21 protein-coding genes are annotated in these 20,068 nt (G+C 32.6%); 14 read left to right on the top strand and 7 right to left on the bottom strand.

From position 1 onward, the window contains the following. Positions 1 to 77 precede the first annotated feature (77 nt). The 4 genes from BW939_RS06540 to BW939_RS06525 all read left to right on the top strand — a co-directional run bounded on the left by BW939_RS06540 (position 78) and on the right by BW939_RS06525 (position 3,940). The gene (locus BW939_RS06540; RefSeq protein WP_076451015.1) at positions 78 to 731 is read left to right on the top strand and encodes a metal-dependent transcriptional regulator; all 654 of its coding nucleotides are present in this window, start codon (positions 78 to 80) and stop codon (positions 729 to 731) included. Positions 732 to 916: 185 nt separating this feature from the next. Beyond that, entirely contained in the window at positions 917 to 1,708 is a 792-nt protein-coding gene (locus BW939_RS06535; RefSeq protein ID WP_076451013.1) for a S1/P1 nuclease, read from the top strand. Between the two features lie 226 nt (positions 1,709 to 1,934). Then, positions 1,935 to 2,801 (top strand): sigma-70 family RNA polymerase sigma factor, encoded by an 867-nt coding sequence (locus tag BW939_RS06530; RefSeq protein WP_034757900.1) that lies wholly within the window; start codon positions 1,935 to 1,937, stop codon positions 2,799 to 2,801. Positions 2,802 to 3,100: 299 nt separating this feature from the next. Continuing rightward, positions 3,101 to 3,940, top strand: coding sequence for a hypothetical protein (locus BW939_RS06525; protein ID WP_076451012.1), 840 nt, complete (start codon positions 3,101 to 3,103; stop codon positions 3,938 to 3,940). Between the two features lie 15 nt (positions 3,941 to 3,955). Here the strand turns inward: BW939_RS06525 and BW939_RS06520 are convergent, their stop codons facing one another. Continuing rightward, on the bottom strand, positions 3,956 to 4,240 hold the full coding sequence (locus tag BW939_RS06520) for a hypothetical protein (protein WP_076451010.1): 285 nt from the start codon (positions 4,238 to 4,240) through the stop codon (positions 3,956 to 3,958). Positions 4,241 to 4,375: 135 nt separating this feature from the next. Between BW939_RS06520 and BW939_RS06515 the strand changes: the two genes are divergently transcribed. The 4 genes from BW939_RS06515 (at position 4,376) to arsB (ending at position 7,307) form a co-directional block, all read left to right on the top strand. Further along, a complete protein-coding gene (locus tag BW939_RS06515; protein ID WP_076451008.1) occupies positions 4,376 to 4,702 on the top strand; it encodes an ArsR/SmtB family transcription factor in 327 nt (108 codons plus the stop codon). 57 nt (positions 4,703 to 4,759) lie between these two features. Beyond that, on the top strand, positions 4,760 to 5,233 hold the full coding sequence (locus BW939_RS06510; protein ID WP_076451006.1) for a DUF6428 family protein: 474 nt from the start codon (positions 4,760 to 4,762) through the stop codon (positions 5,231 to 5,233). A gap of 30 nt (positions 5,234 to 5,263) precedes the next feature. Continuing rightward, complete coding sequence (locus tag BW939_RS06505) at positions 5,264 to 6,037, top strand: metallophosphoesterase family protein (RefSeq protein WP_076451005.1); 774 nt, start codon at positions 5,264 to 5,266, stop codon at positions 6,035 to 6,037. A 232-nt stretch (positions 6,038 to 6,269) separates the two neighbouring features. Then, positions 6,270 to 7,307 carry an ACR3 family arsenite efflux transporter gene (gene arsB, locus BW939_RS06500; protein ID WP_076451003.1) on the top strand — a complete coding sequence of 346 codons (1,038 nt, stop codon included), beginning with the start codon at positions 6,270 to 6,272 and terminating at the stop codon, positions 7,305 to 7,307. Positions 7,308 to 7,588: 281 nt separating this feature from the next. Here arsB and BW939_RS06495 read toward each other — a convergent pair whose 3' ends face one another. Together BW939_RS06495 and ribA are read right to left on the bottom strand one after the other, a co-directional pair. Then, complete coding sequence (locus BW939_RS06495) at positions 7,589 to 9,028, bottom strand: SDR family oxidoreductase (protein WP_076451001.1); 1,440 nt, start codon at positions 9,026 to 9,028, stop codon at positions 7,589 to 7,591. A gap of 55 nt (positions 9,029 to 9,083) precedes the next feature. After that, a complete protein-coding gene (gene ribA, locus BW939_RS06490; RefSeq protein WP_076451000.1) occupies positions 9,084 to 9,674 on the bottom strand; it encodes a GTP cyclohydrolase II in 591 nt (196 codons plus the stop codon). A gap of 96 nt (positions 9,675 to 9,770) precedes the next feature. On the opposite strand from ribA, the gene BW939_RS06485 reads away from it, so the two are divergent. The 6 genes from BW939_RS06485 to BW939_RS06460 all read left to right on the top strand — a co-directional run bounded on the left by BW939_RS06485 (position 9,771) and on the right by BW939_RS06460 (position 13,931). Then, on the top strand, positions 9,771 to 10,430 hold the full coding sequence (locus BW939_RS06485) for a TetR family transcriptional regulator C-terminal domain-containing protein (protein ID WP_076450998.1): 660 nt from the start codon (positions 9,771 to 9,773) through the stop codon (positions 10,428 to 10,430). A 54-nt stretch (positions 10,431 to 10,484) separates the two neighbouring features. Continuing rightward, positions 10,485 to 11,801: an ABC1 kinase family protein gene (locus tag BW939_RS06480; RefSeq protein ID WP_076450997.1), complete on the top strand. Its 1,317-nt coding sequence runs from the start codon at positions 10,485 to 10,487 to the stop codon at positions 11,799 to 11,801. Then, complete coding sequence (locus BW939_RS06475) at positions 11,802 to 11,948, top strand: DUF2256 domain-containing protein (protein ID WP_076450995.1); 147 nt, start codon at positions 11,802 to 11,804, stop codon at positions 11,946 to 11,948. A 196-nt stretch (positions 11,949 to 12,144) separates the two neighbouring features. Next, the gene (locus tag BW939_RS06470; protein ID WP_076450993.1) at positions 12,145 to 12,426 is read left to right on the top strand and encodes a TIGR03643 family protein; all 282 of its coding nucleotides are present in this window, start codon (positions 12,145 to 12,147) and stop codon (positions 12,424 to 12,426) included. A 59-nt stretch (positions 12,427 to 12,485) separates the two neighbouring features. Continuing rightward, positions 12,486 to 13,184 (top strand): SDR family NAD(P)-dependent oxidoreductase, encoded by a 699-nt coding sequence (locus BW939_RS06465; protein ID WP_076450992.1) that lies wholly within the window; start codon positions 12,486 to 12,488, stop codon positions 13,182 to 13,184. A gap of 99 nt (positions 13,185 to 13,283) precedes the next feature. Continuing rightward, positions 13,284 to 13,931, top strand: a complete 648-nt coding sequence (locus BW939_RS06460; RefSeq protein WP_076450990.1) for a MarR family winged helix-turn-helix transcriptional regulator — start codon at positions 13,284 to 13,286, stop codon at positions 13,929 to 13,931. A gap of 239 nt (positions 13,932 to 14,170) precedes the next feature. On the opposite strand, the gene BW939_RS06455 is transcribed toward BW939_RS06460, so the two are convergent. From BW939_RS06455 to BW939_RS06440, 4 genes are all read right to left on the bottom strand, one after another. Then, on the bottom strand, positions 14,171 to 15,568 hold the full coding sequence (locus BW939_RS06455) for an MFS transporter (RefSeq protein WP_076450988.1): 1,398 nt from the start codon (positions 15,566 to 15,568) through the stop codon (positions 14,171 to 14,173). Positions 15,569 to 15,571: 3 nt separating this feature from the next. After that, entirely contained in the window at positions 15,572 to 16,210 is a 639-nt protein-coding gene (locus BW939_RS06450) for a uridine kinase family protein (RefSeq protein ID WP_076450987.1), read from the bottom strand. A gap of 33 nt (positions 16,211 to 16,243) precedes the next feature. Then, positions 16,244 to 17,374, bottom strand: coding sequence for a glycoside hydrolase 100 family protein (locus BW939_RS06445; protein WP_076450985.1), 1,131 nt, complete (start codon positions 17,372 to 17,374; stop codon positions 16,244 to 16,246). A gap of 107 nt (positions 17,375 to 17,481) precedes the next feature. Then, positions 17,482 to 19,899, bottom strand: coding sequence for a TonB-dependent receptor (locus BW939_RS06440; RefSeq protein ID WP_076451390.1), 2,418 nt, complete (start codon positions 19,897 to 19,899; stop codon positions 17,482 to 17,484). Positions 19,900 to 20,068 lie beyond the last annotated feature (169 nt).

The raw sequence follows: 20,068 nt of genomic DNA, 5'->3' as shown, positions 1-20,068 counted from the left end.
AAAGATAAAATTTAATTACAAATTTTTATTCATAAAATATTATTTTGTTAGATTTGTACCTATAAGTTTCTAACATTTTGAAAACAACACTTACCGAAGAGAATTATTTAAAAGCATTATTCCATCTCGTTAATGATAATAATAATGTAACAATCAACGAACTGAGTAAATTTTTGAATGTAAAAATGCCCAGTACAAACAATATGATGAAGAAATTTGCAGAGAAAAAATGGGTCATCTATGAAACTTACAAACCTCTTACCGTAACTTCTTCTGGAATGCGTGAAGCTTCACTTGTTGTAAGAAAGCACCGTCTTACAGAGATGTTTTTGGTAGAAAAAATGAATTTCGGGTGGGAAAATGTACACGAAATTGCAGAACAACTAGAGCACCTACATTCTCAAATCTTTTTTGATAAAATGGATGAAATTCTGAATTATCCTAAATACGATCCTCATGGCGAGCCAATTCCAGATAAACAAGGAAACATTATCGCACAGGATTTACTTCAGTTATCTAATTGCTCAGTGGGCGATAAAGTTATTTTCACATCACTTACTTTGTCTGATGATGGTTTCCTTACGTATCTTACCGGAAAGAATTTATTGCTGAATACTGAAATTTCAGTCTTAAAAATTGAAAATTTCGACAAGTCTATGACAATAGAAATTAATAATTCTAAAGAAATTTTAAGCAGGCAAGCAACCGAGAAAATTTTGGTGAAAAAATAAGGCTATCTTTTTCACTCATTACTCCTATTCTATTTTTTTATGATATACAATTCCAAGCTTAGTTAGGGTTGCTATTTGGACCTATTTGTATAACGGTTGTTTTTTTTTCTGACTATGAATTTTTATTAATTCAAAGATTTTTTGGTTGATGAAGCTTATCTTTGCAGTCTGAAAATTATTTAAAAATGAAAAATATTTGTTCGAAAATTTTGCTTTTAGCATTTATCGCAAGTTCAGCCTACTCTTATGCGTGGGGACTTACGGGTCATCGTATCATTGCAGAGATTGCAGAAAATCACCTATCTGGTAAAGCTAGAAGAGAAATAAAAAAAATGATGGGAGAAGAGCGTTTGGCCTATTGGGCAAACTGGCCAGACTTTATAAAATCTGACACCACCGAAACTTGGAAGCAAACTTCAGTTTGGCATTATGTAAACATTGATCCTCAAACAGATTTCACTGCATTTGAGAAGAATTTGAAAACGCAGTCTGGAGCTAGTCTATACAGCCAAATAAAAACTTTATCTGCACAAATTAAAGATGAAAAAACTCCTGAAAAAGACAGAAAAATAGCGTTGATTTTTCTTATTCACATGATGGGAGATTTGTCTCAACCAATGCATACCGGAAGATCAGAAGATTTGGGTGGAAACAAAATTAATGTTACTTATTTCGGAGAAAAAACCAATCTTCACTCTGTTTGGGATGGCAAGTTGGTTGATTCTCAAAAATACAGTTATACAGAGTATGCTAAACTTTTGGATATTAAAACCAAAGATGAAGTAAAACAAATTCAATCTGGAACATTAGAAAACTGGTTGTACGATTCTCACCAAATTGCCAACAAAATTTATGCGCAAACTCCCAATGACTCAAAATTGTCTTACGATTACCAGTACAAATTTAACGGTACAATGGAAACACAACTTCTAAACGGTGGTTTGAGATTGGCGAAATTGTTGAATGATTTGTTCTAAAAATGATTTGTAACACTTTCTTACATTAAATTATAAAGCGGAACTTTGGTTTCGCTTTTTTTTATGTTTTCCTAAAATTCAAGGAAAACTTATTAAATAAGTTTTATAATTTACAACTTATTTTCCAATCGGTTTAAATTAAATTAAAATAAAATCAAAACCAGTGTAACCTTTTTGGTTTCTTATACGTATAATATAATACTAACTCTTTTTTGAGGAAAAATAAATGAGACAACTAAAAATAACCAAGCAGGTTACCAACAGGGAAACCGCTTCATTAGACAAGTATTTGCAGGAAATTGGTAAAGTTGAACTAATTACCGCAGACGAAGAAGTAGATTTGGCACAAAAAATCCGCGCCGGCGATAGAGTCGCTTTGGAAAAGCTAATCAAAGCCAATCTTCGTTTCGTAGTTTCAGTTTCTAAACAATACCAAAACCAAGGTCTTTCTTTGCCCGATTTAATTAATGAAGGTAATTTAGGATTGATGAAAGCAGCAAAAAGATATGACGAAACCAGAGGTTTTAAATTTATATCTTATGCAGTTTGGTGGATCCGTCAGTCGATTTTACAAGCTTTGGCAGAGCAGTCGAGAATTGTAAGATTGCCATTGAACAAAATCGGTTCGATCAATAAAATCAACAAAGCCTACGCACACCTTGAGCAAGAAAATGAAAGACCACCTTCTCCGGAAGAATTGGCTGAAGTTTTGGATATGAGCGAGGAAGACATCAAAGAATCAATGAAAAACTCCGGAAGACACCTGTCTATGGATGCGCCTTTGGTAGAAGGTGAAGATTCTAACTTGTATGACGTTTTGCGTTCTGGAGAATCTCCAAGCCCAGATAAAGATTTGATGCTTGAGTCTCTTCAAATTGAAATTGAAAGAGCTTTGAATACATTAACACCGAGAGAGGCTGACTTGGTAAGATTGTATTTCGGATTAAATGGAAAACACCCAATGACTTTAGAAGAAATCGGAGAGACTTTTGATCTTACAAGAGAAAGAGTTCGCCAGATTAAAGAAAAAGCAATTAAAAGACTGAAACACAATACTAGAAGTAAGATTTTGAAATCTTATTTAGGTAAATAATTTTAGTTGAAAAAACTAATAAGCGGAGTTTGATTTTTCAGGCTCCGTTTTTTTTTTACAAAGCAAAATCATCATTCTCTAATTCTCTGAAAACACTTTTGTATTATGCGTTGGAAATCATCTGGTTAACTTTAAAAATTCTTGGAAGACTTTAAAATTAATGAGTTTTTAAAATGATTTGAAATAACTAATTTGATGAATTTAAGCTTTACCTATTTAGCTGATGAAATAATAAACCTGATTTTTCGTTTCACTTTAAATAAAGCCTTAATAATAATCTGAAATTTATTGAGAACCTTATGAATAAAGAACGCAACAAAGTATTAATCGTTAATTATATTTTCATTCTGGGAATTTTGATTTTATTTTTGAACGATCATATTTTCAAATTTAAATACCCTAATTTTATTACCGGAAAGTTATCTGATGTTCTCGGAATTCTTATTTTCCCGTTATTGCTGACCTATATTTTCCCAAAATTAAAAGAATACAGCATCGTTATAGCAGCTGCTATTTTTTCTTTTTGGAAAAGCGAATATTCTCAGTCATTGCTCGATTTTTATAACAAAATTTCGCCAATCCAAACTTCTAGAATTGTAGATTACAGCGATTTACTTGTTCTTCTACTCTTACCAATTCCTTATTACTTAATTCGAAATGAAAAAATGCTGCAAAAGTTTAGAATTGAAAAACTCAATTCTAAACTGATTCTCTTTCCTACTCTATTGATTCTCTTTTCAGAATCTCCTCCACCAAGTTTTTATTATACAATGAACGAAGGAAATCTGAAATGTCACAATTGTAAAATGACCATTCATAAAGATAAAATGTTTGTGCTACAGCAATTAAAACTAAATGGAATTGAGTTTGATACCGTAATGCCGATTAAATACGGAAGAGAAATTGATACTGTGAGTGGAGGGAAAAAATACCTCAAAAAATTGCTCATTTTAGATAATGATACGCTCAAAAATGTGAGTTTTACCATTTTCCCAATCAACGAAAACAAAACAAAAATCTATTTTACGGGCCTTGATGTAAGTAACAAACTACTTCAAGACCCTAAACTTGATTACAAATTAAGAAAGCATTATAAAAAACTAATTTTTAAAAGAATAAATGAAAATTTTAAAAATTAGTTTTAGAAGTAATCTCTAGAAAGATTTCAATTGCTCATCATAATAGTCTATCGCGTCATCTATCACAGAAGTTATTTTCGGAAAATTATTGTATCGTTCTCCAAAAACTTCCAGTCCGGTAAATTCTGTAGAGATATTGCTTGCAAAAGTACTAGTCACGTTAATCGTTCTTAAGACTTGGCTTACCTGAATTAAAGTATTAAGTTTATTGTCAACAGATAACTGTTGTGACAGATGTTTTCTTAAACCCTTCAGTTCATCCAGCTGCTCTTTCGTTACTTTTTTTTTCTTCTTTCCCATGCTGTAAAATTACGTTTTTCTAAGGGTAATTTTCTTATTTAATGTTAACAAATTGTTACAGGCAAAATATAACTACTCTATTAAAGTAATTACTCCGTATATTTATCGTAATATTGCAATATTAAATTTACAATAATGGGAGCAACAAAAACTGAACATTTTACAGATAAACAAAATCAAATTGCAAGTATTGCAAAAGCATTAGGACATCCTGCTAGAATAGCTATTATTGAATATTTAATGAAGGTAGACGCATGTATTTGTGGAGATATAGTGAGTGAATTACCTTTAGCTCAACCCACGGTTTCTCAGCATTTAAAAGAATTAAAAAATGCAGGAATTATAAAAGGGAATATTACAGGAAATGCAATTTGCTATTGTATAGATGAAAAAACAATAGAGATATTAAACACATATTTCTCGCAAATAGTGCAATCTGTTACCAAATCAAAATGCTGTTAAGCTTTTTTTTAAATAAGATTTATCGCAATATTGCATTTAAACTATAGATATTTTATTATGAAACTTTCAGAGATTAAAGAAATTTTACCAACATTAGAAAATGTTGAATTTCAACTAGAAAATGGAACTTATGTTCCCGAACATTTCCACGTTACAGAGGTGGGAATGATTACCAAAAACTTTATCGATTGTGGCGGTATAATCCGTTCAGAAAAAGTAGTGAATTTTCAATTGTGGAATGCCAATGATTTTGAACACCGTTTGAAACCGCACAAATTACTCAACATCATTACACTTTCTGAAGATAAATTGGGTATCGGAGATTTTGATATTGAAGTTGAATATCAAAGTGATACCATCGGGAAATATGATTTAGAATTTAATGGAAAAACATTTGTTTTAAAGAATAAAACCACAGCTTGTTTAGCGCAAGACGCTTGTGGAGTCCCAACAGAAAAAGAAAAGAAAAATTTATCTGAACTCAACATAAGTAATGGCAATTCTTGCACACCAGGTGGCGGGTGTTGTTAAAATAATATAAATAATAAAAAATCAATAGAAATGAAGATTGCATTATTCAGCGATATTCACGCTAATCTACCGGCATTAGAAGCATTCTTTGCAGATGTGGATAGAAGAAATCCCGACAGTATTTATTGTTTGGGCGATTTAGTTGGTTACAATATATGGCCAAACGAAGTGGTAAATGAAATCCGTAAAAGAAAGATACCAACTATTGCGGGGAACTACGATTTTGGCATCGGGAGAATGAGCAACGAATGTGGGTGTGCATACAAAACAGATAGTGAAAAAGACAATGGCAATATTTCTATTTCTTTCACAAATTCTTTGATGAATGAAGACGAACGTTCTTATTTGCGTACACTTCCAGCACATATTAAAGTAGAATTTCAATTGAATGAAGACAAACTAAACCTGCTTTTGGTACACGGGAGTCCGAGAAAAATAAATGAATATCTTTTCGAAGATCGGGAAGAAAAAAGCATGCTCCGTATTATGGAACAAGCCGATGCAGATATTATGTGCTTCGGACATACGCATAAACCTTATCACAGAGTTTTAAATTCATGTATTGATGGACAAAATCATTTTCGTCATGCAGTAAATATAGGTTCCGTTGGGAAGCCAAAAGACAACGACATAAGAGGAGGTTATGTAATGTTGACGATTAATGAAAACAGTTCTGTTTTAAACAAAGAAAGCATCAGTGTAGAATTTATCCGCTTTGATTATGACTTTGAAAAGGCCGCAAAAGCAATAGAAAACAGCCCTCTTCCAAACGAGTACGCAGAAAATCTAAGACGTGGCTATTAAATTTAAAAAAAATTGAAAAATAGAATTTCCAATAGCTTTCAATTACTTTAAAATACTGATGCCTTTATCAATAAAAATAGTTGAAAACAATGGGCAAATTTTAAATAAACCCAAATATGTAAATTATAATCCATTGGATGATAAATGAATGGTAAAAATTGAAATTGAAGCTATGAAAGAAACTGAAAATTTAATAATTACAAAACAATACCCTCAACTCAAAAATTAGACGATGCAACCAAAATTAAAATTTCTCGATCGCTTTCTTACTCTTTGGATTTTTTTAGCAATGCTTTTGGGTGTTGGTTTAGGATATCTCTTTCCTAATATATCTAGTGCTACTAACTCACTTTCTGTAGGAACAACAAATATTCCCTTAGCCATTGGCTTAATTTTGATGATGTATCCGCCTTTGGCAAAAGTGGATTATTCTTTATTACCAATGGCTTTTAAAGACAAAAAAATCATGTCCGTATCATTATTATTAAATTGGATCATCAGTCCTATTTTAATGTTCGTATTGGCTATTATTTTTCTTCGAGATGAGCCAGATTATATGGTGGGCTTAATTTTGATTGGCTTAGCAAGATGCATTGCAATGGTAATTGTATGGAACGATTTAGCAAAAGGAAATAGAGAATATGCAGCTTTGTTGATAGCACTCAACAGTATTTTCCAATTGATGTTTTATAGTTTTTACGTATGGCTTTTTATAAATGTTTTGCCACAAAAATTGGGTTTGGGTAGTTTCAATATTAACGTGCCGATTAAAGAGGTAGCCGAAAGTATTTTTATTTATTTAGGAATTCCATTTATTGCAGGATTTGTGAGCCGCTATTTTCTGATTAAATTAAAAGGAAAAAACTGGTTTAATGGAAAATTTATTCCAACAATTTCTCCTATTACATTGTATACTTTGTTATTTACCATCGTATTTATGTTTAGTTTGAAGGGGAACAAAATTTTAGAATTACCTATGGATGTTGTAAAAGTAGCCATCCCTTTAGTAATCTACTTTATTCTCACATTTTTTATTAGCTTTTTCGTTAGCAAAGCACTGAAGATTCCTTACGACAAAAATACATCTATTGCTTTTACGGCAACAGGAAACAATTTTGAATTAGCTATTGCTGTATCCATAGCAGTTTTTGGAATTCATTCTTCACAAGCATTCGTTGGTGTGATTGGGCCTTTAGTGGAGGTTCCTGTTTTAATAGTATTAGTAAAAATAAGCCTAGCATTAAAGAAAAAATATTATTTTAAAAATTAAAAAAAAATAGCTATTACTAATTGCAAACAATAACCCTCGCCATGCGGGGAGGGTTTCACATTCTATCAACCAGAAATATATTTTTTGCAAAAAAAATCATTCTACACTATTCTATTTTTTTCAAGATAAATTTTTTATTAGTTTCAGCCTGCGCAAGTATCTTTTCCTACTCCACAAATTTCAGAAAAACTTCAGTCTCAATCTATTTTATGTTATATAGGTAAAGATAAATACGATTACACTGTTCGTTTGCTAAATAGGAGCCACATAGGTGCAAAAATTTATTTTATTGTTCCATTCGCCAATCTTTTCAGCATTCCCTTAAAAATTAATCCATGAAAAGGTAATACAGAAAACCAATACAATCTACCCCACAATCCTTTTGGTCGGAAAACGGCTTTCTGCCAGAGTTTTCCTTTATATAATTTGAACATCAGCCAGGCTTCCCCAGGTAATTTCATTTCTGCAAAGAGTATAAGTTTACCTTCATCCCTATTGGCATAAATAACACGCCAAAAATCCAGAGCGTCTCCCTCGTGAAGCTGTAGCGGGTGCGTTCTTCCCCTTCTAAGACCAGGACCACCAACCAGAACATCCATATAACCTCTTATTTTCCATAGGCTTTGTCCGTACCAACCGTTTTTGCCTCCTAAACCAAAAACACGATCGAGACATTTTTCTCGGTCGTCATATTTTTCATTTCTAATATCTTTGAAACAACCAAAATGCGGTACTTCTATAAATTCTTTCAGTGAAGAATCGTTTCTGCTGCTGATGAAGCTATCCTTCCAGCTGGAACGTATTTCGTTTGCCTGAATCTTTGCCATCGTCCTCTGCAAAGCCTGTTCATAAGAAAATGGGGTTATGCCTGTTATTTTTTTAATATTTGATAAACTTTCTTTATTACAAACCACTTCTATTTTCATACTTCCAACGAGCGAACTTGCCAAACTGTATGTGGTAGAAGTGATAAAGTATAACCAATAAGAAGACAGTTTTGGCGTCATTATGGGCAAGGTAATTATGGTTCTTTTCAAACCTCTAATTTTAGCAAAGCCCAATAATATTTCTTTGTAAGTCAATACATCATCACAACCGATATCAAAACTTTTACGGTAGGCTTCTTTCTTGAATAGAGTGAAGATTAAAAAATCCAATACATTAGCAATTCCAATAGGTTGGCATTTGGTAGTGAGCCATTTTGGGGTAATCATTATTGGTAATTTTTCAACCAAATCACGGATGATTTCAAAAGACGCACTCCCGGAACCAATGATAATGCCAGCTCTTAATACCGTAGTTGCTATCTTACAATCAATCAATATTTTCTCTACATTAAATCTTGAATTAAGATGCTTTGATAATTCTTTTTGGTTAACCAATCCAGACAAATAAATAATATGATTACACTGAGTTTTCTCAATCTCAGAAACAAAATTCTGAGCGCAAATTTTCTCAGATTCTTCATAATCAGCAGTTGTACTCATAGAATGCATTAGATAATATGCACCAGAAATATCTTTGGGAATATTCTGTAGAGTTTCCTTTTTCAGAAAATCAACCTCAATTACCTCTATTAAACTATCATCAATACCCGCAGGTTTAGAAAACCTACTGATGTCACGAGTGCAGCAAACAACTTTATAGCCTTGCTCGGTAATCACACTTATCATCCTTTTACCAATATAACCTGTTGCTCCTGTTAATAAAATTTTTTTCATACGAGATTATTTTTTTTGAATTAGTAAAAAGATTTTTCTGATCTAAAGATTGAAATTAAAGTTTTTCCAAAAGATGCCCGAAATAATCTTTCTTTGTTGTAAGATAAGAAGCATTAATTGGATTTGATGCAATTTCCAAAGAAATTCTTTTGTTAAGCAAAATCCCACTATTATTGAAAGCTTTCAGTTTTTCAGGATTATTGGTTAGTAAATTTACTTCTAATACTCCCAGAATTTTCAGCATTTCAATTGCTATATCAAAATTTCTACCATCTGCCGGCAAACCCAATCTCAAATTAGCTTCTACCGTATCAAAACCCTGTTCTTGGAGAGCATAAGCTTTTAACTTATTGATGATTCCAATATTCCTCCCTTCTTGTCTGAGATAAATAATAATTCCTCCATTTTCTGACATGAAATTCATGGCAGCATCCAGTTGTTGTCCACATTCACATTTCTTGGAATGAAAAACTTCTCCTGTAATACATTCCGAATGAAAACGTACATTGACCACCGCACTAAAATCTGTTTTTTCAGCAACCCAAACCAAATGCGGGCTCCAGTCATTTTCATTTTCAGAAAATGCATATACGGTAAACATTCCGAAATCAGTTGGTACATTAGTTTGAGCTTGTATTTTGAGCATTACTTATATTTTAAATCATTTATATAGTACAAATTTATACTTTATTTATTTAATTAGTAAAATAAATTACTAAATTTGTTGAAATAAAATTTGAAAATGGAAAAAGAAAATCTAATTACAGAAGAAAAAATATTTGAATTGTACGGAGATTACATTTTGAATCACGGCGAAAGACCCAAAAATATTTACCGCTTCGCAAAAGAAAATAAGTTTGAAGAAAAAGACTTTTACAATTACTTTTCAAGCTTTGAGCAAATTGAAAAATCAATGTTGGTTAATCTTTTTGATCAATCTGTAGCACTGGCATCAGAGGTTAATAATTCTGATGAAATCACGTCAAAAGAAAAGCTATTGAATGTTTATTTTATCTTCTTTGAAAATATGACAATGAACCGTTCTTTGGTTTTAATGATTTTGGGCAGTGACAAACTGCATTCCCCAAAACTTTCTAATCATCTCAAAGAAACGCATAGAAACTTCATCAAAACGCTCGATTTTAATGATTTTGAAATGATTAAAAAAGCAAAAGAAGACATGAAAAACTTACATGAAAAAGCTAGAGAAGAAGCTCTGTGGATTCATTTTGTTTCCTCCATAGAGTTTTGGAAAAAAGACACTTCACCTTCATTTGAAAAGACAGATGTTTTCATTGAAAAAACGGTAGACACAGGTTTTGAGTTGATGGATAATGAGCCTCTGAGAAAAGTAATTGACCTTGGAAAATTTTTGTTTAAAGAAAAATTCAGAAAAAGTTAAATGATAAATCTGAATAATGAAACTCTTTAAGTGCATTAATAATAAAATTTAAAAATGAAAACACTCAATAAAATACCCACAGGAAAGCTAGAAAGAACTAGCAGTTTGCTAAAAGCAGGTGCAAAAGTGGGCGTTAACTACATCAAATATTACGGAAATAAAATCATCAAAGATGAGGTGGAGGCACGAAAAACCTTAAATGAAGATAATGCTACAGATATTTATGACTCACTAAAAGAATTAAAAGGTTCTGCTTTAAAAGTTGCACAGATGTTGAGTATGGAAAAAAACATACTTCCACAGGCTTATGTAGAGAAGTTTTCTTTGTCACAATTTTCTGTTCCACCACTTTCCGGAGCCTTGGTAAAGAAAACTTTCAGGAAATACTTCGGGAAAAACCCGGAAGATATGTTTGATGAATTTACAAATGAATCTGTAAACGCAGCAAGCATAGGACAAGTACATAAAGCAAAGAAAGAAGATAAAAATTTTGCTGTAAAAATTCAATATCCCGGAGTAAGAGAAAGCATTTCAAGCGATCTGAAAATGGTAAAGCCAATTGCCATGAAAATGTTTAACATCAAAAAAGAAGGTTCAGAATCTTATTTTCAAGAGGTAGAAAATAAACTCTTTGAAGAAACCGATTATAATCTTGAATTGATAAGAAGCCAAGAAATTTCTAAAAAATGCAGCCATCTTCCTAATCTTGAATTTCCTCAATATTATCCTGAGTTCTCTTGTGAAAGAATCATCACGATGGATTGGATGAACGGAAAACATTTCTCAGAATTTACAAAACAAGACAATTCTCAGGAAGATCTAAACACAATTGGACAGACGCTTTGGGATTTTTATATGTACCAAATGCACGTTCTTAAGCAAGTGCATGCAGATCCGCATCCAGGAAATTTTTTGGTTTCAGAAGATAAAAAACTTTTGGTAATTGACTTTGGATGTATCAAGGAAATTCCCAATGATTTTTACAAACCTTATTTTGAATTGGCTAAACGAGAGAATTTGAATAATCCTGATGTTTTCAGAGAAAAGCTTTTCCAGCTAGAGATTTTACGTTCGAACGATTCTCAACAGGAACAGGCATTTTTCACAAAATTATTCTATGAATTACTAGAATTGTTCACAAGACCTTTCAACGCAATAAATTTTGATTTTTCTGATGAAAATTTCTTTCAAGAAATTGCAGACTTGGGGCAGAGATACGCGAAACTAAGCGATATGAAAGGAATGAACACCAATAGAGGTTCTAGACACTTTATTTATCTTAACAGAACATTTTTTGGTTTATACAATATGATGCACGATTTGAGAGCCAAAAATATCGTGATTAATCAATATAAAAATTTTATCTCATAAATGCCTGCCAACTTACCTTCAAAGATTTGTGAAGTTTGCGGATTGCACTTCAATTGGAGAAAGAAATGGAAAAAAAATTGGGACGAAGTAAAATATTGCAGTGAGAAATGCCGCAAAAACAAGGTGAAAATACATTCAAATATCTAGATTTTGAGAACATCTGTAATGGAACGTATTGAAAAATAGAATATTGTATTTTTGCAAGTTTTTGAAAAAACAAATAAGTTTTCTTTTAAACTAAATTTTAGAATTTGAATAATCTTGCAAACATTGGATAAAATAATGAAGGAGAAAAATTCTAACCATTTTAAGATCACAAAAAAAAGATTAAAAATTTACAACAATGGCGAAAGATTTTGATTTAATACAAACAGACCGCATTATTGAAATGGCTTGGGAAGACCGAACACCATTTGAAGCAATAGAATTTCAGTTTGGAATTACCGAATCTGAAGTGATAGAACTCATGAGAAGAGAATTAAAACCATCAAGTTTTAGGCTTTGGAGAAAGAGGGTAAATTCGGGAGTAAGCCAAAAACATTTAATGAAAAGAAATCATGAAATTGATCGGTTTAAATGCAGCAGACAGCGAACAATTAGCCTTAATAAAATTTCTAAACGGTAAAATTTTGTTTGCCACCAACTCTCAATGAAGAAAATTCTTATAAACATAAAATATAGAAAATGAAAAACATAGTTATCATCGGTTGTGGACAAGGAATTGGTTTTTCTGCAGCCAAAATATTGTCGGAAAACTATAATGTTATTGGCATTTCAAAAACTGAAAATAATGAAATTAAAAATCTAAATATTGAATTTCATACCATGAATATTGCAGACGGAAATCTGGATAAAATTAATTTTCCCGATGTGATTGACGGATTGGTTTATGCACCCGGAAGTATAAATTTAAAGCCTTTTAACCGACTTTCACTAGATGATTTTAAGACAGATTTTGACATCAATGTTTTGGGTGCTGTGAAAACAATTCAGAAGTTATTGCCTAATATGAAAAAATCTGCTAGCGCTTCAATTGTTTTATTCAGTTCGGTTGCTTCAAAATTGGGAATGCCCTTTCACGCTTCTATTGCCGCAAGCAAAAGTGCTGTTGAAGGTTTAACGAAGAGTTTGGCGGCAGAATTATCTGCTCAGAAAATTAGAGTTAATGCGATTGCTCCATCATTAACAGACACAAACCTTGCATCTCAACTTTTATCAACGCCAGAAAAACGGGAAGCTTCAGGAAAAAGACATCCTTTGCAAAGAATTGGAAATGCAGATGAAATAGGAAAAATGGTTGAATTTTTACTTTCTGAAAATTCAGCTTGGATCACGGGACAAATCATCGGAATAGACGGTGGAATGAGCAGTGTGAAACTATAATTTGCTTTCAAAACTTGCTTAAATTTGTATAACAATTTTTTGTGATTTCTAAATTCACTTCCAAAAAACAAAAAACCAATATCTTTACCAAAATTAATTATGGGAACAGACTTTTTCATACACCTACTCCATGAAGTTAAAGAATTTGAAAATTCTAACACCTACAAATCTAATGCTGATGTGGAGGATTTTAGGATGTGGATGAATGCTAAAAAATATGCTGAAGAAAGCCCTACCAAACTTTTTAAAAATGAAAACCATCAAGCATCATTTACAGAAAATGAAATCTGCAAACAGGTACTCTTGTTAGGAAGATATTCTAAATTATTGATTAGAAAAGGATTGGGAGACTTTCCCGATTTAGCCAATGAAGAATTCACCTATTTATATCGATTAAAAGACGAACCTTTTTTAACGAAAATTCAATTAATTGAAAAAAACGGACACGAAAAGCAAACCGGAACTCAAATTATCAAAAGACTTTTGGAAGCTGGATTTTTAGAAGAAAAAAATGATGAAGAAGATAAGCGCAGTAAACGATTAAATTTAACCAAAAAAGGGGAACAAATTTTTCATGAATCTGTAGAAAAAGTAAACCAAACCTCAAAAATATTATCTGGGAAATTAAATGATGATGAGAAAGATGAATTTCTGAATATTTTGAAGAAATTAAATGAATTTCACTCTCATATTTATACTGATTATAAAACCGTAAATATTGATATGATTGTGAAGGCTTTCGGGTAATTTTGGTTATAAAATTACGATACTAAGCTCAGAAATCTAAAGTTCATTTTCGCTGTTATTATACAGATTTTCAAATAAATTATTGAAAAAAAACATATTTTTCTAAAAACAGAATATCATTTAATTTATATTGAATTTGCAATTTCTCTTCACTATTTATAAGAAAATATTGTGTGTTCAATATTTTCTCACCCTTAGAACTTAATTATTGAGGTTTTGATTTTCTTCTTACAAGAAAATTAATTTCTTTTTACTTTAATCATGACTACCGATAACGATGCCATTAAAAATAATGCTCCAGCCAATGTAATAGCATTTGAAGGATCGTTTCCTAGAAAGTTTTTATAAATAAAACCAAAAGAAACGGTCTGAATTAACATTGGAATAACAATCATCATATTGATAACCCCCATATAAATGCCTCTTTTATTGGCTGGTATATGCTGAGAAACCATTGAATATGGCAATCCCATCATTGCAGCCCAACCAATTCCGAAAAGAACCATCGGTAATAATATTAAGTACTCATTATTAACTAAAGGTAAGATTAAGAGAGCGATTCCGGTGGCCAAAAGACAAAATATATACACCTTTCTGGTAGAATATTTAAGAGCAAGCGGAATTAGCAACAAAGCTGAAATCATGGTAATAAAGTTATAAAAACCATTCATTAATCCTGTTTGTCCCACCGCCGTTTCTACTAAGCGAAGTATATTTTTAGCCCACTCAACATCAATTGCATTTGTGATACCTGTATTTGTATTTGAAAGATCAAGAATACGCTTGGCCTTTACCTCATCATTTTCGGAGACGTGATACAAGGTTTGCTTAATCATTGGGGTTACAAACTGCCAATAACAAAAAAGAGCATACCACTGAAAAAAATACACCAATGCCAACTGCCAAAGTATTTTAGGCATATTGACAATAGCTGTGAAAATATCAGTAAAAGGTGTAAAAATTGTATCATTTTCTTTTTCAGCTTTCAATTTTATAAGTTCTTCATCTGTAGGAGGAATTTCTGGGGTTTTATAAACTGACCATACTACTGACGCAATAGAACAGAAAGATCCTAAGAAAAACGAATAATAAACCCATGCAGGTATCCCTCCAGGTTCTGAACTTCCTCCAAAATATTTTTGAAAAACAAACAAAGAGAGATTAGCGAGCGTGATGCCTCCTCCTACAAAAAGACTCTGCATCTGAAAACCGTAGGTTTGCTGTTCCTCTGGAAGTTTATCTCCGATAAAAGCTCGGTAAGGCTCCATTGCAGTATTGTTTGCAGCATCTAAGATCCAAAGAAGACCTACCGCCATCCAAATGGAAGAACTGAAAGGAAAAACAAACAAAGCCAAACTGCAAAATACCGCACCAAGTAAAAAGAAAGGTTTCCGACGCCCCCATTTTACGCTCCAAGTTTTGTCACTTATTGCGCCAATGAGCGGCTGAATCAGCAGACCTGTAACTGGACCTGCCAAGTTGAGAATTGGAAGCTGATCTGCATGAGCTCCTAAAAATGAATATAGAGGATTTACAGCAGTTTGCTGAAGCCCAAAACTGTATTGAATCCCGAAAAAACCGACATTCATGTTCCAGATTTGCCAAAAACTGAGCTTAGGAATTATTTTTTTATTCATGGCTTATGGCTTTACAATTTGATAATTTTTTCCTAGCACAACATTTGCCTTATTTTTAAATTGTCGGATTAAATTGTGTTCAATATCCAGTATTTTTTCAACGAAATCGCTTTGTACATCTCGGTTTCTTTCTATTCGGTTTTTGTAAGTGTCTTTATAATTTCGGTCTATGAAAATACTAAAATTAAACGCATCAATACTTAAGATGTATGTGCCTTCAATAATGAGAATCTGAACATTATCTAGATTCAAAATTTCTTTAGAAATAGAATTGTTTTTATAATCAACCAATGGCTTTTCTATAGAAGATGTCCCTTTTTTAAAATCTTTTATGTTTTCTTGCATGGCATCCAAATGAACTTCATGCATTCCAACATTATCCCAACTTTTTTGTCTATTCTCATGGTTGGTTTTAGGAGGAAGTTTGAAGTAGTCGTCCATTTGAATTACGACACTTTGTATGCCATTTTCTTCCAATACTTTTTTCAAAGCAAAGGCGGTTAAAGATTTTCCGCTACCACTTTCTCCACAAATCCCTACAGCCCATTTATCAGTGTGATTCTCATTTTTCTTTAAAATTTTATATATATTTTCAGCAGTATCCAAATGTTTCTGCTCTAAATTTATTACATCTCCAATCATTTTTTAATCTGTTTTAAAAATAAATAGTTTTGTTTACAATTGATCAATTTTCATCATAAGATATCCTGAGGCTGAAAAGCACAATTGATCTGTTCCTGAAGGAATCAAATGATCTGTAGAATAATATTCTCTAAAACTAGAACCTCTCTCGCTAAGAAGTTCCTCATATTGGTTTAAGATTTTCAAAGGAATTTTGGTGTGTCCTCTTTTTTTCAATCCTAGACAGAGCCAACCGAGATAGATAGGCCACGATCCTCCGTTATGGAATTGATAGGGCTTGTTTTTAAAATCATAACTGTAATTATTTTCCAATAAATTCCAGTCATCATCCTCTGGAAAGATAATAGGATAAAAAACGGGAATCATCCAATGATTAAACTCTTTATTTATCTGTTCTAAAAACGTACTAAAACCGTCCAGATCTAGATTAAATCCTAGAAAAATCGCTAAAGCATTTCCGGCAAGATCAAAACGTTCGTCATAGCCATTTGCATTCAAAGATGCCCATAAGTAAGGTTTTTCATTGGCTTTTTTATAAGCAGTTTGATGATATTTTGTTACCTCAGAATTGTTTTTTCTGAAATTATTTTCTATCATACTTTTTGTTGTCTCAGCGAGAGATTTCAGTTCATTATCCTCATATACTTCTGCTGCATTTTTAAAAGCCCAATAACGGAGAACATTATCATATAAAACATAGCCAGATGTAACATATTCATCTGCCCAATTTCCACCCAATGGACTATAGAGCAGACCTCGCTGATTAAATTCCCAGGTTTTAAGACAAGATAATGCTTTATCTATTTTATATTTTAAGTTTTCTTTCAGGTCTTTATCTTTTGTATAGAGTATATATTCACAAGCTCCAATGACCCACCAAATCGTAGCATCAGTTCTGCCAACAAGTGTTCCGTAACTGGCTTTATTCCCAAAAACATTGGAAGGAATCTGTCCGTTATCTGCTTGGTGATCTACAAGAGTTTGTATAGATTTTTTTAGCGCATCAACGATGATTTGGTTTTTAATTAAAATTCCTGCAATTCCTGTCATCATAGAATCTCTAGACCAAACCCTCGCATAGTTATCTTTTTTTTCAGAAGACGCAAGAATACCCTGATCTGAAATGGCTTTTTCTATTACGTTTAAGGCTTCTTTTGTAAACATTTAATCTTAAATATGAGTAAGGAAACTAACAGCACAATATGCTGTTAGTAACCAATAATTAATAATTTTGACCACACATAAATTTTGATCTAACAGTAATTTTTCTGTTAAAAATCAAATTTTACGCTTGCTCCGATAGTTCGTCCCGGCAATGCTCTTGCTCTGATGATACCATTGCTTCCTTGTAAAGTTCCTTCTTCTGCTTCTGTAATAGCCAATGCATTAAAGACATTGTTTGCATTAATATTAAGAGTTAAATCTTTCAGCAATCTGTATGAAATGTAAGGATTTACAATAACGTAACCTGGCATAATGAGTTTGTTGCTGTCTTGGGTAAATGCTTTTGTAGATCCCACTGCAAAGAAACCAAAGCTTATCTTTTCAATATTCACATTAGGATTGAAAGAATACATTACTTTGGGAGTTCTTCTAGGCATATTACCAATGATAGTCTTATCTATTGCATTTTTTATTTCAGCGTGGGTATAAGTCAATCCTGCTTTGATGTCAAAATTTTTATTGATTTTGTAGAATCCATCAAACTCTACCCCAAATGATTGATACTTATTTTCTGTTCTGAGCTGTGTGGTTGCTTCGTAATTTGCTTCAATAGTTCTTGCTTGAAACAAAGTAGTATTCAAGAAATAATTGGAACCTCTTAATTTGTAGCCTAGTTCAATTTGATTTAGTTTATTAACTTTCACTGCTTCTAATGCAGGATCATCATTATTCGTATAGTTATAGCCGGCAAAAAGAATTCTGTCTGCAGACGCACTTCCCCCCTGACTTATTCTTGCAAAAACTGCGTTACGGGAATTTAAAGTGTAATTAGCTCCAAATGAATATCCGAAAATACCATATTTATAATCAACCGGAACTGTTCCGTTAACAACTTCAACTGACAATTCAGGAGTTTCAAAAGTTCCGTTTTGATTAATATCTATCGCTTTTTTGGTATTCTTTGTCCCAGAAAAACTTCCTGATACATTTCCAAAATCATATCTTGCTCCGAAATCCAAAGTTAGTTTATCAATAGGATTGATTTCTACCTGAGCGTGTGGAGCGAGTACGGAGTATTTGGTGTCGTAATTTCTGTTCACACCACCCCATCCTGGAACACCGTAGTAGAGAAGACCGTTGTCTGTAATTTTTGTTCCCGTGTTGCTTACAATATCTACCAGACGTGCATTATTATCAGAAACTTCCATCAAATAAGTATTCCAATTCCAAGAAAGATTGATGTTTTGTGAACTATTATAAACTCCTGTATTAAGCTTTACTTTATCCCATTTTTTGCTAATATTGACATCGCTGAAAAAATTGTTTAAATTATTCAACTTAGTATTGAATAAAACAGTTTTCATGTATTTTGCATTACCGTCTACAGGAGTATTGGTTTCGGCGTATACCGCATTGCCATATCCTGTGACAGATTCTAAAATCTCAGATTTACTACCTACTGATGCTGGAAAAGGTGCTAAAAACTGACCATCATTTGCAGCATATCTTGCTTTCGCATCTACTTTCCAGCCAGAGCCTAAATTATAATTGAATTCCATTCCTACAGTTTTAGATACCGAATGCATACCGTCTCTGATATCACTTTTCAATATCTGCCCGTTTCCGCCAAAAGTAACATCATTTTTGAAGTTTGAAGACTGCAGAGCACCAGTTAAGATGTTGTAGTTACTAAGCGAATTATAATCAGGGTTTGAATCTGATCCTGAAACTGATACCGGCATTGGCATATAAGCTGCTGTACGATCATCAAGATATTTACCATAAATTCTAATACTTCCGTTTTCAAATTTCTTTAATAAAGATAAACGGAACTGCCCACCATTATTCGAGGTATATCCTGTTTTACGAGGGCCATCCCCGCTTCTGTAAAAGCCACCAACCCCAATGTAAAAATCTTTACCAAGCGGGGTTCCATAGTCTATATCTGTTCTGAAGTTTTTATAATTTAAACCCACTTGTTGCGTGATGCTTCCACCCTCTTTTTCACCTGTCTTTGTAATAAAATTGATAATACCCGCAGGTGAGTTAGACGCAAAAACAGATGCGGAACCTCCTCTTAATGCTTCAACACGAGATACGAAAGAATCAAATCTAGTAAACTGATCCTGTGTACCAAAAGCAATATCTCCAAACTGCATCACCGGAAGACCGTCTTCCTGAATTAATAAATATCTTGAACCTCCAGCAGAAACAGGAACTCCTCTCACCGTAATATTTGAATTTCCCTCACCTCCCGAAGACTCGGCACGAATTCCCGGAATCGTTCTGAAAATTTCAGCAGTGGTACGTGGGGCTGAATTGATAATATCTGCAGATTTTAAAGTAGAAATTGATGTACTGGTTTTCATCGAGGCTTTCGGATTCGAGTTTCCTGTAATGACTATTTCATCAATTGTTCTGCTTTTGGAAGATATTGTATCAACTGCCGTAGTCTGAGAAAACATAAACGCTGCTACATTCATCGTCCCGAAAATTAATAGTTTCTTTAGTACTTGTGATTCCATAATTATGTTGAGTTTTTTGTTATGTTTCAAAAGTATTTTTTTTAAGGTATCAAAAAAGAGATTTAAACTCAATGTTAACGATAACAAAATATCAAACGTTTGCGCAAACGTTTGCGGTTGATAACTTTTATTAAAATTAACTTTTATTTAACAATTGTTGATTGTTTTT

This window comes from Chryseobacterium piscicola (genome assembly GCF_900156685.1).
GTDB classification, from domain to species: domain Bacteria; phylum Bacteroidota; class Bacteroidia; order Flavobacteriales; family Weeksellaceae; genus Chryseobacterium; species Chryseobacterium piscicola.
Note: the sequence above shows the minus strand (reverse complement) of the source record. Positions and strands in the feature narration are given on the sequence as shown.